The sequence below is a fragment of the Streptomyces sp. NBC_00443 genome (assembly GCF_036014175.1).
GTDB lineage: Bacteria > Actinomycetota > Actinomycetes > Streptomycetales > Streptomycetaceae > Streptomyces.
Genome location: NZ_CP107917.1, coordinates 8564507 through 8581985 on the forward strand (window position 1 = coordinate 8564507; position 17479 = coordinate 8581985).

Annotated in this window: 19 protein-coding genes; 16 read left to right on the top strand and 3 right to left on the bottom strand. The window is 71.6% G+C overall.

What is annotated here, in order from left to right; all coding sequences use genetic code 11:
- The first annotated feature begins 300 nt into the window (after positions 1-300).
- The 16 genes from OHO27_RS39050 (at position 301) to hypA (ending at position 14898) form a co-directional block, all read left to right on the top strand.
- A complete protein-coding gene (locus OHO27_RS39050) occupies positions 301-729 on the top strand; it encodes a hypothetical protein (protein WP_328429649.1) in 429 nt (142 codons plus the stop codon).
- Complete coding sequence (locus tag OHO27_RS39055) at positions 726-1964, top strand: NADH-ubiquinone oxidoreductase-F iron-sulfur binding region domain-containing protein (protein ID WP_328429650.1); 1239 nt, start codon at positions 726-728, stop codon at positions 1962-1964. Before OHO27_RS39050 ends, OHO27_RS39055 begins: the two co-directional genes overlap by 4 nt.
- Positions 1965-2017: 53 nt before the next feature.
- Positions 2018-2209: a ferredoxin gene (locus tag OHO27_RS39060; RefSeq protein WP_328429651.1), complete on the top strand. Its 192-nt coding sequence runs from the start codon at positions 2018-2020 to the stop codon at positions 2207-2209.
- 1 nt (position 2210) lies between these two features.
- Positions 2211-4265, top strand: a complete 2055-nt coding sequence (locus OHO27_RS39065) for an acetate--CoA ligase family protein (protein WP_328429652.1) — start codon at positions 2211-2213, stop codon at positions 4263-4265.
- Between the two features lie 48 nt (positions 4266-4313).
- A complete protein-coding gene (locus OHO27_RS39070) occupies positions 4314-5486 on the top strand; it encodes an acyl-CoA dehydrogenase family protein (protein ID WP_328429653.1) in 1173 nt (390 codons plus the stop codon).
- A 40-nt stretch (positions 5487-5526) separates the two neighbouring features.
- Positions 5527-6699: an acyl-CoA dehydrogenase family protein gene (locus OHO27_RS39075; protein WP_328429654.1), complete on the top strand. Its 1173-nt coding sequence runs from the start codon at positions 5527-5529 to the stop codon at positions 6697-6699.
- Between the two features lie 34 nt (positions 6700-6733).
- Positions 6734-7636, top strand: a complete 903-nt coding sequence (locus OHO27_RS39080) for a 3-hydroxybutyryl-CoA dehydrogenase (RefSeq protein WP_328429655.1) — start codon at positions 6734-6736, stop codon at positions 7634-7636.
- A 47-nt stretch (positions 7637-7683) separates the two neighbouring features.
- The gene (locus OHO27_RS39085; protein ID WP_328429656.1) at positions 7684-8295 is read left to right on the top strand and encodes a TetR/AcrR family transcriptional regulator; all 612 of its coding nucleotides are present in this window, start codon (positions 7684-7686) and stop codon (positions 8293-8295) included.
- A 110-nt stretch (positions 8296-8405) separates the two neighbouring features.
- Complete coding sequence (locus OHO27_RS39090; RefSeq protein WP_328429657.1) at positions 8406-9926, top strand: hypothetical protein; 1521 nt, start codon at positions 8406-8408, stop codon at positions 9924-9926.
- Between the two features lies 1 nt (position 9927).
- Positions 9928-11016 (top strand): hydrogenase expression protein HypE, encoded by a 1089-nt coding sequence (locus OHO27_RS39095; RefSeq protein WP_328429658.1) that lies wholly within the window; start codon positions 9928-9930, stop codon positions 11014-11016.
- Positions 11017-11104: 88 nt separating this feature from the next.
- Positions 11105-12898 carry a nickel-dependent hydrogenase large subunit gene (locus OHO27_RS39100; RefSeq protein WP_328429659.1) on the top strand — a complete coding sequence of 598 codons (1794 nt, stop codon included), beginning with the start codon at positions 11105-11107 and terminating at the stop codon, positions 12896-12898.
- Positions 12891-13469, top strand: coding sequence for a NifU family protein (locus tag OHO27_RS39105; RefSeq protein WP_328429660.1), 579 nt, complete (start codon positions 12891-12893; stop codon positions 13467-13469). The genes OHO27_RS39100 and OHO27_RS39105 overlap by 8 nt, the downstream gene beginning before the upstream one ends.
- Positions 13466-14062 carry a DUF5947 family protein gene (locus OHO27_RS39110; protein ID WP_328429661.1) on the top strand — a complete coding sequence of 199 codons (597 nt, stop codon included), beginning with the start codon at positions 13466-13468 and terminating at the stop codon, positions 14060-14062. The genes OHO27_RS39105 and OHO27_RS39110 overlap by 4 nt, the downstream gene beginning before the upstream one ends.
- Before the next feature lie 42 nt (positions 14063-14104).
- Positions 14105-14311 (top strand): hypothetical protein, encoded by a 207-nt coding sequence (locus OHO27_RS39115; protein WP_328429662.1) that lies wholly within the window; start codon positions 14105-14107, stop codon positions 14309-14311.
- Between the two features lie 22 nt (positions 14312-14333).
- The gene (locus OHO27_RS39120) at positions 14334-14534 is read left to right on the top strand and encodes a hypothetical protein (protein WP_328429663.1); all 201 of its coding nucleotides are present in this window, start codon (positions 14334-14336) and stop codon (positions 14532-14534) included.
- 7 nt (positions 14535-14541) lie between these two features.
- Complete coding sequence (gene hypA / locus OHO27_RS39125) at positions 14542-14898, top strand: hydrogenase maturation nickel metallochaperone HypA (RefSeq protein WP_328429664.1); 357 nt, start codon at positions 14542-14544, stop codon at positions 14896-14898.
- Positions 14899-14953: 55 nt separating this feature from the next.
- On the opposite strand, the gene hypE is transcribed toward hypA, so the two are convergent.
- The 3 genes from hypE to OHO27_RS39140 are packed head-to-tail and all read right to left on the bottom strand — an operon-like array spanning position 14954 to position 17476.
- Positions 14954-16024, bottom strand: a complete 1071-nt coding sequence (gene hypE, locus OHO27_RS39130) for a hydrogenase expression/formation protein HypE (protein ID WP_328429665.1) — start codon at positions 16022-16024, stop codon at positions 14954-14956.
- On the bottom strand, positions 16017-17159 hold the full coding sequence (gene hypD / locus OHO27_RS39135) for a hydrogenase formation protein HypD (protein ID WP_328429666.1): 1143 nt from the start codon (positions 17157-17159) through the stop codon (positions 16017-16019). Before hypD ends, hypE begins: the two co-directional genes overlap by 8 nt.
- Entirely contained in the window at positions 17156-17476 is a 321-nt protein-coding gene (locus OHO27_RS39140) for a HypC/HybG/HupF family hydrogenase formation chaperone (protein WP_328429667.1), read from the bottom strand. Before OHO27_RS39140 ends, hypD begins: the two co-directional genes overlap by 4 nt.
- Positions 17477-17479 lie beyond the last annotated feature (3 nt).

The following is a 17479-nucleotide window of genomic DNA, read 5'->3' on the forward strand; positions in this document are numbered from 1 at the left end:
TTAGTCAGAGTGGGACCATCGCGGGAGCAAGTCAAGACTTGTGGGCTGACTGATTAGTTAGTTAGTGTCGTGGCAGGCGGATGACCCGGGCCCCGCAGACCGATGCCCAGGCGCAGTCCGCAAGCCCGCGGACCACCGTCCGCGCCACAGCGGGCGTCCGGATCCGGACACCCCGCACAGCTCCCGCCCCTTCGCGTCACGGCACCGGAGCATCCGCACTCACGTCATCCCCACGCACGTCATCGCCGCGCAACCACCGTCTCCGGACCACCCGGCCACGGTGCGAACCCGGAGGCACGCATGAGCGCTCGCCGCAGTCTCGTCTGGCTCGGCCTCACGCCGGAACCCGAACAGGAACTGCCCACCGCCGTGGCCGCCCTGCGCGCCCCCGCGGACGGCAGCCCGCCGCCGGCCCTGGTCACCGCCGAACGGCACCGCGTCGAGCGACTGGTCCTGCGCGGCACACAACGCGGCTGGCTGCGCTACCTCGGCGAAGTCACCGACCTGGTCGTCGAGGCCGCCACCGGCTCCGGCACCGCCGATCCGCGGGCGGCGCTGGTGGCGGGCGAGGTCGTCCTCGATCACCACCGCATGCTGATCGGCCTGCCCGGCACCGGTTACGCCCGCACCGCGACGCAGCGGCGGGAACTGGAACGGGCGCTGGGACTCCTGCGAGCCCGCCGTGCCCCTGCCCGCACCGGACACCACCAGCCCAGGAGCACCGTATGACCGGCGTGTACTCCCTCCTTCCCGAAGGACGCCACGGCCTGCTCGCTCCGCTCGGGGACAGCGAGGGCATCGACGGCTACCTTGCCGCGGGCGGTTACGCGCCGCTCGTCGCCCCCGACCGGCTGCTCGACCGCATCGCCGCGACGGGGCTGCGGGGCCGCGGCGGAGCCGGGTTCCCCGCCGCCGTCAAGCTCCGATCCGTCCGCGACGCACCACTCGGCCCGCGCGTGGTCGTGGCCAACGGGGAGGAGGGCGAGCCCGGCTCCGTCAAGGACCGCTGGCTGCTCCGGCACCGCCCGCATGCGGTCCTCGACGGTCTGCGGCTGGCCGCGGCCATGACCGGTGCCGAGCACGGCTTCGTGTATCTCTCCGACGACCTCGCCGAGCAGGCGGTGCGACGGGCGCTCGCCGAGTCCGCGCCCGAGGTGCGCATCGACGTCGTACGGACACGGCACACCTACGTCGCGGGGGAGGAGACCGCGGTCGTACGAGCTGTCAACGGCGGCCCGGCGCTGCCCACGGCCAAACCGCCGCGCCCGTTCGAGAGCGGAGTCGGCGGCGCGCCCACGCTGGTCGCCAACGTGGAGACCCTGGCCCGCGTCGCGGCGATGTACTCGCGCCCGGACGACGCGGACTCGGTCGCCGGGACCCACCTGGTGACCCTCTCGGGCGCCGGGGCTGCCGGTGCCGCGCTTGCCGAGGTCCCCGTGGGCACGCATCTGAAGGTCCTCGCCGACCTGTGCGGATATGGCACGGCCACCGCGGTCCTGCTGGGCGGCATGTTCGGCGGGCTGTACGGCGAGGGCTGGACGGACCTGGTCCTCGACCACGAACGCCTGAAGGAGGCCGGCGGAGCCCTCGGCTGCGGCGCGCTGCACTTCCTGCGCCCCGAGGACTGCCCGGTCGGCGTGGCCGCCGAGGCGGCCGCCTATCTGGCCGCGCAGAGCGCCCGGCAGTGCGGGGTGTGCGTGTCCGGCACCGGGGCGCTGGCCGGAGCCCTCACGGCTGCGGCCCGCGGCGAGGCGGGCTACGACTCCGTCGACAAGCTGCGCCGCTGGTCGCAGCAGCTGCCCGGCCGAGGGGCCTGCGGGCTGCTGGACGCCGCCGCCCGGATCGCCGGCAGCCTCCTCGCCCACTTTCCCGACCTGATCGACGCCCACCGCCGCTCCGGCTGCTCCGCCTGCGAGGGCGCGGCAGCCGAGGACGGGCGCCGGTTCACGGTGCCGGTGCCCTGAGCCGCATCCAGGCCCCGTACGCCTCCGACCCGCCGCACCGAAAGGACCGCTCCATGAAACTCCTGCTGGACTCCACCCGCTGCCAGGGCTACGGCCTCTGCCAGGAACCCGCACCCGAGCTGATCGACCTCGACGAGTGGGGCTACGCGCAGATGCGCGCGACCGAAGTGCCGCAGGGCGACGAGGAAGCCGCCGAGACCGCTGTCGCCGCCTGCCCCAACGCTGCGCTGCGGCTGGTGAAGTGACATGGGACGTGACCTGTCGGCCCTCTTCGACCCCGTATCCGTCGCCGTCGTGGGGGCCAGCGACGACCCGGCCAAGTACGGCCACGCCATAGCCGCCCAGGCGGTTCGCGCGGGCGGCCGTCGCCCCGTGCACATGGTCAACCGCCGCGGCGGCACGGTGCTCGGGCGGACCGTCGCGCCCAGCCTGAGCGCGATCGGCGAGCCCGTAGACCTGGCGGTGGTCTCCGTGCCCGCCGCCGGTTTCGAGGACGCCGTCGACGAGGCCCTGCGGTGCGGGGCCCGGGCGATCGTCGCGATCACCGCCGGTTTCGCCGAGACCGGCGACGCGGGGCGGATACGGCAGCAGGCCGTCGCCGAACGCGTACGCGCCGCCGGTGCCGTGATGGTCGGGCCCAACTGCCTGGGGATCGCGGACAACACCACCGACCTCTTCCTGGCTTCCGACACCTTCACTCCCGGCGGCGTCGCACTCCTGAGCCAGAGCGGCAACCTCGCCCTCGAACTCCAGCTCCGCTTCCGCCCGCACGGCCTCGGCTTCTCGCGGTTCGTCTCGCTCGGCAACCAGGCCGACGTCACCCTCGTCGACCTCCTCGCCGACTGCGCCCGGCACGAGGGCACCCGGGCCATCGCGGTCTACGCGGAGGACTTCGGCGACGGACGCGCCTTCGCCGAGGCTGCCGCCGACGCGGGCAAGCCCGTGGTGCTGCTCACCGCCGGACGCGGCGACGCCTCCGCGCGCAGCGCGCAGTCCCACACCGGCGCGCTGACCACGTCGGCCGACGTCGTGACGGCCGCCTGCCGGGACGCCGGTGTGGAACTCGTCGCCACGCCCCGCGAACTCACGGTGGCCGTGGCCGCGTTGAGCGGCGCGCGACGGGCATCGGGACGCAGGGTCGCCGTGCTCACCGACGGCGGCGGACACGGCGTCGTCGCCGCCGACGCCGTCGAGGCGGCCGGCCTGACGGTGCCCGAACTCCACGAGCCGACAAGGCAGGAGCTGAGGGAGGCCCTCTGGGAGCAGTCGGCCGTCGCCAACCCCGTGGACCTCGCCGGGATGGGTGAGCAGGACCCCGGCTCCTACGCGGAGACGGTCGCCGCGCTGCTGGCGGCCGAGGAGGTCGACGCCGTGCTGATGACCGGCTACTTCGGCGGCTACGCGGCGGCCGAAGGCGGCCTCGGAGGAGGCGGCAAGGCACTTGCGGACGGGGAGAAGGAGGCCGCCCGCCTCATCGCCGCCCGGCACCGCGCCACCGCCAAGCCGCTCGTCGTCCAGTCCATGTACCCCGAGTCCCCGAGCTGCCGTACCCTCGCCGCGGCCGGCATCCCCGTCTTCGCCGCCACCGAGGACTCCGCCCGCGCCCTCGCCGCGACGGCACCCGTGGAAGAGTGCACCGGGGTCACGCCCCTTCCCCGGCCGGCGCCCCCGCTGCGCGAGAGCGGCTACATGGAGACGCGCCGAGCCCTCGAAGAGGCCGGACTCGCCTTCCCCGCAGCCCGCGAGATCCACGACGAGGCCGAACTGCTCGCCGCAGCCGAGGAGTTCAGCGGCCCGTACGTCCTCAAGGCCCTCCATCTGCTCCACAAGTCGGATGCGGGCGGAGTGGTACTCGGTCTGGCCGGACCCGGCGAACTGCTCGCCGCCTTCCGCGAGATGCACGCCCGGCTCGGCGCCTCCTCCTACTCCGTGGAGGCCATGGCCGACCTGACCGACGGCATCGAGCTGATCGTCGGCGTCAACCGCGACCCGCGCTTCGGCCCGGTCGCCATGGTCGGCCTCGGCGGAGTGCTGGCGGAGGCGTTGCACGACGTCGCCTTCACCCTCGCCCCCGTGCCCGCCGAACGGGCCGTGAGTCTGCTGCGCGGCCTGCGCACCGCTGCCCTGCTCGACGGGGTGCGGGGCAAACCGCCCGTCGACGTCGAAGCGGCCGCGAAGGCCGTCGAAGCGATCACCGCGTTCGCCGCCGCCCACCCGGAGATCGCCGAGATCGAGGTCAACCCCCTTCTCGTGCGCCCCGACGGTGCACTCGCCCTCGACTCCCGCGCCGTACTCGCCTGACCCGCCCCACCCCGCACGCCGTCCCCCGACCTGACCGAAGAGGCCCCCATGGACATGCGCTACACCCCCGAGCAGGCCGACCTCAAGCGCCGCGCCGCCGAGTACGCCCGCCTGCTGATGCGGTACGAGGACCAGTCCGAGCAGGCCGGCGGGCCCCTGCCGCAGCAGCTCGTGACCGAACTGACCCGGGCCGCCATGGACGCCGGTGTCTACGCCATCAACATGCCCGCCGAATGGGGCGGCGCCGGACTCAGCCTGCTCGACCAGGTCATCGTCGAGGAGGAGTTCGGCAAGGTCACCAACTGCCTCTGGGACATTCCCTGGCGGCCCGCCAACGTGCTGGCCTACGGCGACGAGAGGCAGCGCGAGAAGTACCTGCTGCCCGTGATCCGCGCGGAGAAGTTCGACGCGTTCGCGGTGACCGAGCCGGGAGCGGGATCCGACCCGTCCTCCGGCACCTCCACGGCCGACCGCACCGACGGCGGCTGGGTGCTCAACGGCGAGAAGTGGTTCGTCACCTGCGGCGACATCGCCGACTTCCTGCTGGTGCAGGCGGACGCCGGACCCGAGCGGCAGCCGACGCTGTTCTTCGTGGACCGGGCCGCGCCCGGCGTCGAGATGACCCGGGTCCCGCACTTCATGCACTCCGCCGTCAACGGGCACCCCGAATTCACCTTCACCGACGTCTTCGTGGCCGACGAGGACGTGCTCGGCGGCGTCGGCAACGGCTACGAGCTCACCAAGGAATGGTTCACCGACGAACGCCTGATGATCGCGGCCCGCACCGTCGGCGCGGCCGAGCGTGCCCTGCAACTCGCCCGGGACTGGGCCGTGCAGCGCGAGCAGTTCGGAGCGCCGATCTCCTCGTACCAGCTGATCCAGGGCATGCTCGCCGACTGCGCCGTGGACATCGCCGTGAACCGTGCCTACACCCACCAAGTGGCCTGGGAGGCGGACCAGCCGGGCACCGACCGCAAGACGCTGCACGCCAAGGCCTCCACCGCCAAGCTCGCCGCCAGCGAGGCCGCCGGCCGGGTCGCCGACCGCTGTCTGCAGATCTTCGGCGGCCGGGGCTACGACCGCACCTACCCCGTCGAGCGCATGTACCGCGAGCTGCGCGTCGACCGGATCTGGGAGGGCACCTCCGAGATCCAGCGGCTGATCATCGCCAACGAGCTGATCAAGCGCGGCACGCGCGCCCTTGCCCTGCCCACGCCCTGACACCGCCCACCCGTCACATCACCGCACAGCGAGGACTTCCATGGACTTCCGTCTCACCCCGCGCCAGGTTCAGCTCAAGGCCGACGCACGCGCCCTCACCGACTTCATCGCCGGCTACGAGATCCAGTGCGAGGAGGACAACGGCCTGCCCGCCGACGCCCACACCAAGGTCCGTGACGCAGTGCTGGACGCCGGACTCCAGGCCGTCAACATGCCGGCCGAGTGGGGCGGCGCCGGCCTCACCATCGCCGAACAGGTCACCGTGCAGGAGGAGTTGGGGCGGCTCACCGGCGCCCTGTGGGACATGGTGTGGCGGCCCGCGAACGCGCTGCGGTTCTGCACCCCCGAGCAGCGCGAGCGCTTCCTCGTCCCGGTGATCAACGGCGAGCGGCGTGACTGCTACGCCGTCACCGAGCCCGGCGCCGGCTCCGACCCGCAGAACCTGGCCACCACGGCGACGAAGAACGACCAGGGCTGGGTGCTCAACGGCGAGAAGTGGTTCGTGACCGTCGGCGACCACGCCGACTTCATGATCGTGCTCGCCGCGGCCGGACCGGAGCGCGCACCCACCCTCTTCCTGGTCGACAAGGACACCCCCGGCATCGAGATGACCCGGGTCCCGCGCTGGATGCACACCTTCGTGTACGAGCACCCCGAGTTCACCTTCACCGACGTCCAGGTCGGCGAGGACGCCGTGCTCGGCGGCATCGGCGAGGGGTACGACATCACGCGCTCGTGGTTCACCGAGGAGCGCCTGATGATCGCCGCCCGCACCATCGGCGCGGCTGAGCGGGCCCTGGAGCTGTCCCGGGACTGGGCCGTGGAGCGCGAGCAGTTCGGGGCGCCGATCTCCTCGTACCAGCTGATCCAGGGCATGCTCGCCGACTGCGCCGTGGACATCGCCGTCAACCGGGCCTACACCCATCAGGTCGCCTGGGAGATCGACCAGGCCTCGGCCGAGGACCGCAAGACACTGCACGCCAAGGCGGCCATCGCCAAGCTCTCGGCGAGCGAGGCCTCGGGCCGGGTGATCGACCGGTGCCTCCAGATCCACGGCGGGCGCGGCTACGACCGCTCGTACGCCGTCGAACGGCTCTACCGCGAGCTGCGCGTGGACCGCATCTGGGAGGGCACCTCCGAGATCCAGCGGCTGATCATCGCCAACGAACTCATCAAGCGCGGCTCGGGGGTTCTGGACCTGCCCAGCGCCTGACCCGCACCGCCGCAGACCAGAGAGAGGGAGACGGATGACCGACATCAAGCGCGTGGGAGTCGTCGGCTGCGGGCTGATGGGCGCCGGCATCGCCGAGGTCTGCGCACGGGCCGACGTACCGGTCACGGTCGTCGAGCGCGACGCGGAGGCGGCCCGGGCCGGCCGCCTCCGCATCGCCCGCTCGCTCGACCGGGCCACCGCACACGGCAGGCTGAGCGACGAACGACGGGTGGCCGCCGAGTCCCTGGTCACCGTCGTCCATGAGATCGAGGCACTGCACGACCACGACCTGGTCATCGAAGCGGTCGCCGAGGACGAGGCCCTCAAGATCGACGTCTTCACCCGCCTCGACTCCGTGATCACCGGCGACGACACGATCCTGGCGACCAACACCTCCTCCATCCCGGTCATCCGGCTCGCCGCCGCGACGACCCGCCCCGACCGGGTCGTCGGCGTGCACTTCTTCAACCCCGTACCGGTCCTGCGGCTCGTCGAACTCGTGCCGTCGCTGCTCACCTCGCCCAGTACGGCGGCACGGGCCGAGGACTTCGTGACCGGCACCCTCGACAAGGAGGTGGTCCGCACCCGGGACAAGGCCGGGTTCGTCGTCAACGCCCTGCTCGTGCCCTATCTCCTGGCCGCCGTCCGCATGGTGGAGTCGGGCAGCGCGAGCGTCGAGGACGTCGACCGCGGCATGGTCCTCGGCTGCGCGCACCCCCTCGGCCCGCTCGCCCTGACCGACCTGATCGGCCTGGACACCACACGCGCCATCGCGGAGTCGCTGTACGCCGAGTTCCGTGAGCCCCAGTACTCTCCACCCCCACTGCTGTCCCGGATGGTGGAGGCCGGCTTGCTGGGGCGGAAGTCCGGCCGCGGCTTCCACGCGTACGACGCACAGGGCCGTCCCGAGGCCGCGGCACCGGCGGAGCGGCCGTGAGGGAAGATGGTCATGGCCTACGTCCACGGAACGAGGGGAGCCCGAGGGTGTCCACGAAGGTGCGCACGGCAGACACCCGCGAGCGCATCCTGACCGCGGCGTGCGAGGTCATCGCCGACATCGGGTTCGAGAAGATCCGGATGCGCATGGTCGCCGAGCGGGCCGGTGTGTCGACGGCGCTGCTGCACTACCACTTCGACACGCGCGAGAAGCTGTTCACCGAGGCGATGACACACTCCTTCGCCAACACGGCCGTCGACGTCGAACGTGACGCGGAGACGGCCCCGGCGGCGGTCATCCTGGCCCGCATCCTGCGCAACCTGCTGCCCACCGACCCCCAGCTCCACCAGGACTGGCGGCTCTGGCAGGAACTGTGGGTCCGGGCGCTGCGCGACGAGACCACGCGGGTCTTCGCCGTCGACCTGTACGCCCAGCTGCACGCCTGGGTGGGGGACGCGGTACGACGCGGCATCGCCTCCGGCGAGTTCACGCCGACCGACGTGGACGACCTCAGCACCCTCGTCCTGTCCCTCAGCGACGGCTACGGCATCCGCCTCATGCTGCGCGACCCCACGGTCACCCTCGACACGGCGCTCACCTCCATCTGGCGCCATGTCTCGACCGCGCTGGGCCTGCCCGCGACCGTGCCGACGGACTGACGCCCCCAACCCGAATGGCTCAGCGCCACTGCGCCGGAGGAGGCGAGGGTGCGTGAGTGGTGTGAGCGTGGTGGAAGGGATGCGCGTGCACACTGCGACGAGGAGGCGCGATGGCGGCGGTGGGACGGACCGAGGGCGGCACTGCGTGCGCTGACCCCGGGGAGGACGCGGACGTGCCGCCGGGCCGGTCCGGGGGCGTCTTCGAGCAGGTGAGCGCGGTCGCAGACGCCGTCCTCTACGAGGGCTACCTCCTCTATCCCTACCGGCGATCCTCGGCCAAGAACCGCGTCCGATGGCAGTTCGGGGTGCTCTTCCCCCGGGACTGGGTGGAGTCGGACGGTCCCGTCGTCCCCGGCATCTCCGGCTCCGCGGACTCCTGGTACCAGCAGACCGAGTGCCTGCTGAGGCTCCGGCAGCCCGGCGCGGCCGTACGGGTGCGACTTCGCTGTCTGCAGATGCAGCGCAAGCAGGTCGAGGAAGCGGACCGGGACGGCGGACACCGCCCCGTCGAGTCGCTGCGCACCGACGACGGCACGACGCATCTGACCTTCGACGAGGCCGTACCGCGCGAGTTCGATGCAGTGATCCCGCTGGACGAGCTCCTCAAGGGCGAACACACCGTTGCGGTGGCAGCGCCGGCCGGTGCGGACGACGAGCCCCTGCCGGGACACGCCGGCCGGGTGGTGCGGCGTCGCGAAGAGGTGCGGGCGAGCCTCACCGTCGTCGCCGAGCGGCTCGCGCCGTATCTCTGCCTGCTCCGGGTGCGCACCACGAACACGGGACCCGCGCCGGATCCGCGAACCCCGCGCGACGAGGCGCTGCGCCGAGCACTCATCGCCACGCACACCCTCATCGGCGGTGACGGCGTCGAGTTCGTCTCGCCGACCGATCCGCCCGCGGACCTGCGGGCCCATGCGAGCGCATGCCGCAACGAGTTCACGTTCCCCGTGCTCGGCGGTGAGCCCGACGCGGTCGGACGCGTCCTGCTGTCCGCCCCGATCATCCTGCCCGACCACCCCCAGGTCGCCCCGGAGAGCCCCGGCGACCTGCACGACGCGGCGGAGATCGACGAGATCCTCACGCTGCGCACGATGCTGCTGACCGACGAGGAGAAGCAGGAGGCGCGCGCCACCGACCCGCGGGCCGCCGCGATCCTCGACCGGGTCGACACCATGCCCCAGGAGGTCTTCGAGCGGCTGCACGGCGCCGTTCGTTCCCTGACTCCGTCAGTCCCGACGACCACCCGGGCCACCCAGGCCACTCCGGAACCCCTGGCGACCCCGCCCGCCGAACGCCCGGCCTGGTGGCAGGAAGGCGCCGACGAAGGTCTCTCCCCGTCCACGGACACCGTGCTCGTGGCCGGCGTGCCCCTCGGAGCAGGCAGCCGCGTAAGGCTGCGCCCGCGGGGTCGCGGCGCCGATGCCCAGGACATGTTCCTGGCCGGGCGGACCGCCGAGGTCGCGGCCGTCTTCCACGACGTCGACGGCAGCGTGCACCTCGCCGTCACCGTCGACGACGATCCCGCGGCCGAACTGCACACCTGGTACGGCCGCTTCCTCTACTTCCGGCCGGACGAACTCGAGCCACTGGAGCCCGCTCCATCCGAAACCCCCCGCAGCGGAGGCCGATGACATGGCAACCCACAGCAGTACCGCCGAGGTCAGCAAAGAACCCAGTCGAGGCGAGGACCGCGAGGGCTTCGACGAGATCACCATCCTCTGGATCTCCGAGGGCATGAGCTGCGACGGCGACACCGTCTCCCTCACCGCCGCCGACCAGCCCTCCATCGAGGACCTGGTCCTGGGTCTGATCCCGGGCCTGCCGAAGGTGAACCTGGTCAACAAGGTGCTCTCGCCCAGCCTGGGCGGCGAGGACTTCCTCGTCCCCTACCGGGCCGCCGCGCGGGGCGATTTGTCACCGTTCATCCTCGTTATCGAGGGCTCGATCCCCAACCAGAACATCATCGAGGGCGACGGCTACTGGACGTCCTTCGGCAACGACCCGGAGACCGGAGAGCCGCAGACCCTGAACTGGTGGATCGACCAACTGGCCCCCAGGGCCTGGGCGGTGGTGGCCGCCGGCACCTGCGCCACCTTCGGCGGCATCCACGCCATGTCCGGCAACCCGACCGGCTGCATGGGCCTCGCCGACTACCTCGGCTGGGACTACACCTCCCAGGGCGGCCTGCCGATTGTGAACGTGCCCGGCTGCCCGATCCAGCCCGAGAACTTCATGGAGACCCTGGTCTGGGTCCTCTACCACGCGGCCGGATCCGCGCCGCCGCCCCCGCTGGACCACATGCTGCGCCCGCAGTGGCTGTTCGGCAGGACGGTCCACGAGGGCTGCGACCGCGGCTCGTACTACGAGCAGGCCAGTTTCGCCAAGGACTACAACTCGCCCAAGTGCCTGGTCAAGACGGGCTGTTGGGGTCCGGTCGTCAACTGCAACGTGCCCAAGCGCGGCTGGATGGCCGGCATCGGCGGCTGCCCGAACGTCGGCGGTATCTGCATCGGCTGCACGATGCCCGGCTTCCCCGACGCGTTCATGCCGTTCATGGACGAGCCCCCGGGCGGCACGCTGTCGTCCCTGGCCATCAAGCCGTACGGGGCCGTCATCCGCCGACTGCGCGGCATGACGAACGAACTGGTCAACCACGAGCCCAGGTGGCGCCACAACAAACGCAAGCTGACCAGCGGCTACGACCCGCACTGGCGCCCCTGATGGCGCCCTGCGCGCAGGTCCGCCAGCCGCACGACCCCCACCTCACGACCCACCCGCACATCACCGACAGCGAGGGGCAGCACCGCAGATGACCACCACCGAGGCCCGGCCCACGGAGCGCAAGCCGCCACAGCTCGTGGACATGTCCTGGGATCCGATCACTCGGATCATCGGGAACCTGGGCATCTACACGAAGATCGACTTCGCCAACCGGGAAGTCGTGGAATGCCACAGCACCTCGTCGCTCTTCCGCGGCTACTCCGTGTTCATGAAGGGCAAGGACCCGCGCGACGCGGGCTTCATCACGTCCCGGATCTGCGGCATCTGCGGCGACAACCACACCACCTGCTCCGACTACGCCCAGCAGATGGCCTACGGCGTCAAGCCGCCTCCGCTGGCCGAGCACATCGTCAACCTCGGTGAAGCGGCCGAGTACATGTTCGACCACACGATCTTCCAGGACAACCTGGTCTTCGTGGACTTCTGCGAGGCGATGGTCAAGGCCACCAACCCCGGCCTGCTGGCCCGCGCCGAACGCACCGACGCGCCCCGTGGGGAGATCCACGGCTACCGGACGATCGCCGACATCATGAAGGCCTTCAACCCCTTCGAGGGCGAGGTCTACAAGGAGGCCCTGAAGGTCAGCCGGGTCACCCGTGAGATGTTCTGCCTGATGGAGGGGCGGCACGTCCACCCGTCCACGCTGTACCCGGGCGGCGTCGGCACGATGCCGCAGCCGACCGCCTTCACCGACTACCTCAGCCGGCTCATGCGGGTCATCGACTTCGTGAAGAAGGCCGTCGCCATGAACGACGACGTCTTCGACTTCTTCTACGAGGCACTGCCCGGCTACGAGGAGGTCGGCCGCCGCCGCGTCCTGCTGGGCTGCTGGGGCGCCTTCCAGGACCCCAAGGTCGTCGACTACCGCTACGAGACGATGAACACCTGGGGCAAGGCGATGTACGTCACGCCCGGCATCATCGTCGACGGCGAACTCGTCACCAACAACCTCGTCGACATCAACCTCGGCCTGCGCATCATGCTCGGCAGTTCTTACTACGAGGACTGGGTGAACGAATCGCCCTTCGTCACCCACGACCCGCTGGGCAACCCCGTAGACATGCGCCACCCGTGGAACCAGACCACCGTCCCGGTGCCGCAGAAGCGCAACTTCGACGACAAGTACAGCTGGGTGATGAGCCCGCGCTGGTACGACAAGCGCACCGACCAGCACCTCGCCCTCGACACCGGCGGCGGCCCGCTGGCCCGGCTGTGGTCGACCGCGCTGAGCGGCCTGGTCGACACCCCGTACATCAAGGCCACCGGGCACAGCGTGCGCATCTCGCTGCCCAAGGGCGAGAGCCTGCCGGAGACCACCCTGGAGTGGCGCATCCCGCAGTGGAGCAACACCATCGAACGCGACCGCGCCCGGCCCTACTTCGTCGCCTACGCGGCCGCCATGGCCCTGCAGTTCTTGGAAGAGGCCATGGGGCTGGTCCGCGCGGGCGAGACCAAGGTCTTCGAGAACTACGAGGTGCCCGACGAGGCCATCGGCTGCGGATTCCACGAGGCGGTCCGCGGTGTCCTCTCCCACCACCTGGTGATCAAGGACAAGAAGATCGCCAACTACCACCCGTACCCGCCGACCCCGTGGAACGCCAGCCCCCGCGACATCTACGGCACCCCCGGGCCGTACGAGGACGCCGTCCAGGGCCAGCCCATCTTCGAGGAGAACGGGCCGGACGACTTCAAGGGCGTCGACATCATGCGCACGGTCCGCAGCTTCGACCCCTGTCTGCCGTGCGGCGTCCACATGTACGTCGGCAAGGGCAAGACGCTCACCACCCTGCACTCGCCGACGTACGGGGCGAACCATGGCTGAGGCCATTGCCGACCGGCTGGCGGACCCGGACGTGGAGGCCCGGCTCGCCCGGCTCGACGAGCTGCTGGCGGGCCTGGAGTCCGCACCCGGCCCCACCACGCGCTCCGCGACCGAGGCGGTGGGACTGCTGACCGAGGTCTACGGCGAGGCGCTGGCCCGCGTCATGGACCACGCGGACGGTCAGCTGGCCGAGAGCCTGGCCGACGACGAGCTGCTGGGCCACCTGCTGGTCCTGCACGACGTCCACCCCGAGCCCGCCGAGCGCCGGGCGGCCCGCGCGGTCGAACGGCTGCGTCCCGCCGTACAGGAACGCGGCGGTGACGTGGAGTGGGCCGGTGTGGAGGGACAGGTGGCCCGGGTGCGCATGACGTCGGGCGGCGGATGCGGCTCGGGCTGCGGTGCCGGAGCCGGTGCCGGTGCCGGTGCCATGGACGTCACCGACGCGGTCCGCGAGGCGGTGCTCGCCGTGGCACCCGAGCTGACGGCCGTGGAGCCGCTCACCGCGCCTGCTCCCGCACCCCCGCCCGCGTTCGTACCGCTCGCCACGCTGACGCACCGGGGCGCACGGTGACCACCGACGGAGCCCTGGCCCGCCTCATCCGCTCCTCGGCCGACCGCACCGCGGCGGCCGTGGCGGAGGCGTGCGACCTGTGTGCCGCGCCGGTGCCGGACGAGCACGCGCACCTGTACGACACCGGGCAGGACGAGGTGCGGTGCGTCTGCGGCCCCTGCTCGGTGCTGTTCGCCGGTGCCGGGGCGGGCGACGGGCACTACCGGTTGGTGCCCCGGCGCCGGATCCGGCTGCCCAAGGTCGACACGGCGGCGCTGGGCGTACCCGTCGGCCTGGTCTTCTTCGTGCCCCGCGCGGACGGCACCGTCACCGCGCAGGGCCCGAGCCCGGCGGGTGCCATGCGCTGGGAGGTGGACGCGGCGGCCTGGATCGGGCTCGCCGAGACGTGTCCGCAGCTCGCCTCCGTGGAACCCGAGGTGGAGGCACTGCTGGTGAACACCGTCCACGGCCTCGACCACCACTGGATCGTGCCGATCGACGACTGCTACCGCATGGTCGCCGTCGTACGCCGGGAATGGCGCGGCCTGTCCGGCGGCGGCCAGGTCTGGCCGACCGTCGAGCGGTTCTTCGAGGACCTCACCGAGCGGTCCTGAGCACGTACTCCGCAGGTCGGAGGCGAGGAAGGAGATCACCCCATGGGCAGCATCAGAGTGGGCCGGGCCCAGGCGAAGCCCGACACCCCCGGGCACGTGGCCGGCATGCACCAGGGCAACCGGGGGCGGTACAAGGACCAGAAGGGCCACCACGAGGACGGCACCGCCGACGCGCGCCGTTCCACCGGGATCCATTGGAAACGGCATGACGCGCTCGTGGAGACCATGCCGAACATCTCACCGGGATGAGAGACAGCAGGGAGTCGCCGCAATGAAGGTCGAACGAGCACAGTGGTCGGCTGTCACGGGCAGACGAGCCGGATTCAGCGGACAGCGGGTGCTGATGGCCGAGGCGGCCCTGGTGGGCGGCCTGGTCCTCGCCGCGCTGCTCTGGGAGTTGCCCAGCCTCAGGCGCGAGGCGCGGATCTGGCGGATGTCCGGCGGGTTCCGCGCCGGTCGCCGGTACCCGTGAGCCGGTCGTGCACGAGCTGTCGATCGCGACCGCGATCATCGAGCGGGCCGGTGAGCTGGCCCGGGCGGACGGAACCGAGTCCGTCTCGGCGGTGACCGTCCGGGTCGGCGAACTGGCGGGTGTCGTCCCCGACGCCCTGGACTTCGCCTTCGAGGTGGCCCGGGACGGCACGCCCCTGGCCGAGGCGCGGCTCGTGGTCGAGCAGATCCCCGCGCAGGCCTGGTGCAGCCCGTGCGCCGAGGAGTTCCCGGTGGGCATGCCCCCGTTCTTCTGGTGCCCGCGCTGCGACGAGCCCTCCACGGACCTGCGCAGTGGCCGGGAACTGGAGATCGCCGGGATCGAGCCGTTAGCGGCCTCGGCATAGCGTGCGTGGGCCCCGCCGAACACCCTCGGCGGGGCCCACGCACGTCCGGACCTGATCAGCAGATGCGCGGCAACTGCTCACCCAGCGGCAGATCCACCACCCGGGTCCCGCCGAGCCCGGTGGCCACCACCACCATCCCCGGATGGTCGGCGACGCACTCGCCGATCACAGTGGCCCCGGCGCCCTGCGGATGGGCGCGCATCGCCGCGAGGACGCCCTCCGCCTGCGACGGGGGCACGAAGGCGACCAGTCGGCCCTCGTTGGCGACGTAGAGCGGGTCGAGCCCCAGGAAACCGCAGGCGTTCGCCACCGCGTCCGGCACCGGAATGTCCCGTTCCCGCAGCCGGACACCGGTTCCGGAGGCTCTGGCGATCTCGTTGAGGGACGCGGCGAGGCCGCCCCTGGTGGGGTCGCGCAGTACATGGATGTCCGGGGTGACCGCGAGCATGGCGGCGACCAGACCGGCGAGCGGCGCGGTGTCGCTGGCCACCTCCACCCCGAACTCCAGTCCCTCCCGCACGCTCATGATCGCCACCCCGTGCAGGCCGATCGGCCCGCTGACGATGACGACGTCACCGGGCCGGGCACGCTGGGGCCGGATGTCCACCCCGTCGGGCACGAGTCCCACGCCGGCGGTGGTGACGTACACGCCGTCGCCGTGCCCGGACTCCACCACCTTGGTGTCACCCGTGGCGATGGTGACCCCGGCGGCCTCGGCCGCCGCGCCCATGGCCCGCGCGATCCGCTCGACCACGGTCAGCTCCACGCCCTCCTCCAGCACGAAGGCGGCGGAGAGATACGCGGGCCTGGCACCGCTCATCGCCAGGTCGTTGACGGTGCCGTTGACCGCGAGGTCGCCGAGGCTGCCGCCGGGGAAGAACAGCGGCCTGACCACGTAGGAGTCGGTGGAGAACGCCAGCCGGGCGCCGCCCAGTTCGAGGACGGCGGAGTCCGCGAGCCCGGCCAGGGTGGCGTTGCCGTAGGCGGGGATGAAGACCTGCTCCATCAGCTCCGCCGACAGCGCACCGCCACCGCCGTGCCCCATCACCACGACCCCCTGCTCGCGCAGCGGGGTGGGGCAGGACCAGTTGGCCGGGTCGACCGTCTCGACGAGTTGTTCAGGCAACGGGGTTCATCTCCTCCCGCGCGGCCCGGTCGGCCTGCGGAGTCGGGGCGTTCATGCGGCGGTACAGGTAGTAGGCCGCGCAGGCACCCTCGCTGGAGACCATGGTGGCGCCGAGCGGTGTGCGCGGAGTGCAGGTGGTGCCGAACGCGGCACACTCGGTCGGCTTGATCAGACCCTGGAGCACCTCGCCGCTGCGACACTCGGCGGGCTCCTCGGTACGGATGCCGCTGACGTCGAAGCGGTGCTCCGCGTCGTAGGCACGGAAGGCGTCGGTCAGCCGCCAGCCGCTCAGCGGGATGCGCCCGATGCCACGCCAGTTGCGGTCGGTGACCTCGAACACCTCCTCGATCATGCGCACGGCGGCCGGATTGCCCTCCTCGCGCACGGCCCGCGGGTACGCGTTCTCCACCCGGTGCTCACCGCGCTCCAGCTGGCGCACCGCCAGGCGGATGCCCTCCAGGATGTCCAGCGGCTCGAAGCCGGTCACCACCATCGGAACGCCGAACCGCTCGGCGAGCCCCGGGTACTCGCCCGTCCCCATCACGCTGCAGACGTGCCCGGCGGCCAGGAACCCCTGCACCCGGCACTCGGGCGCCGTCATGATCGCCTCGATCGCCGGGGGCACCCGCACATGGGACACCAGCAGGCTGAAGTTGGTCAGGCCCAGACGGCGCGCCTGGTGCGCGGCCATCGCGTTGGCCGGTGCCGTGGTCTCGAAGCCGATGGCGAAGAACACCACCTCCCGGTCCGGGTGGCGGCGGGCCAGCTCCAGGGCGTCGAGCGGTGAGTAGACCACGCGTACGTCGCCGCCCTCGCCCTTGACCCGGAACAGGTCGCGGTCGGTACCCGGCACCCGGAGCATGTCGCCGAAGGAGCAGAAGATCACCTCGGGCCGCGAGGCGATCTCCAGCGCCTTGTCGATGACGTCCAGCGGTGTCACACAGACGGGGCAGCCGGGACCGTGGATCAACTCCACGTTCTCGGGCAGCAGTTGGTCGATGCCGTGCCGGATGATCGAGTGGGTCTGCCCGCCGCACACCTCCATCAGGGCCCAGGGCCGGGTGGCGGTGGCGCGGATCTCGTCCAGCAGCCGCCGGGCGAGATCGGGGTCGTTGAACTCGTCGATGTACTTCACCGGGCCTCACTCCCGCTGTCCTGGCGCTCCGTCACCGCGGCGCCGCCCGCCTCCTTGGCCGCCTGCTCCCAGGCGTTCCCGAACTCCTCCTCCAGCAGCCCCAGTTCCTCGAAGAGCTTCAGCGAGGCCAGCGCCGACTCCTCGTCCAGGCGCTGGAGCGCGAAGCCGACGTGCACGATGACGTACTCACCCACCTGCACGTCGCTCACGTACTCCAGACACGCCTGTTTCTGGACCCCACCGAAGTCGATCAGCCCGGTGAGCGGATCCGCGGTGTCGTCGATGGACACGACCTTGCCGGGCACTGCCAAGCACATGGG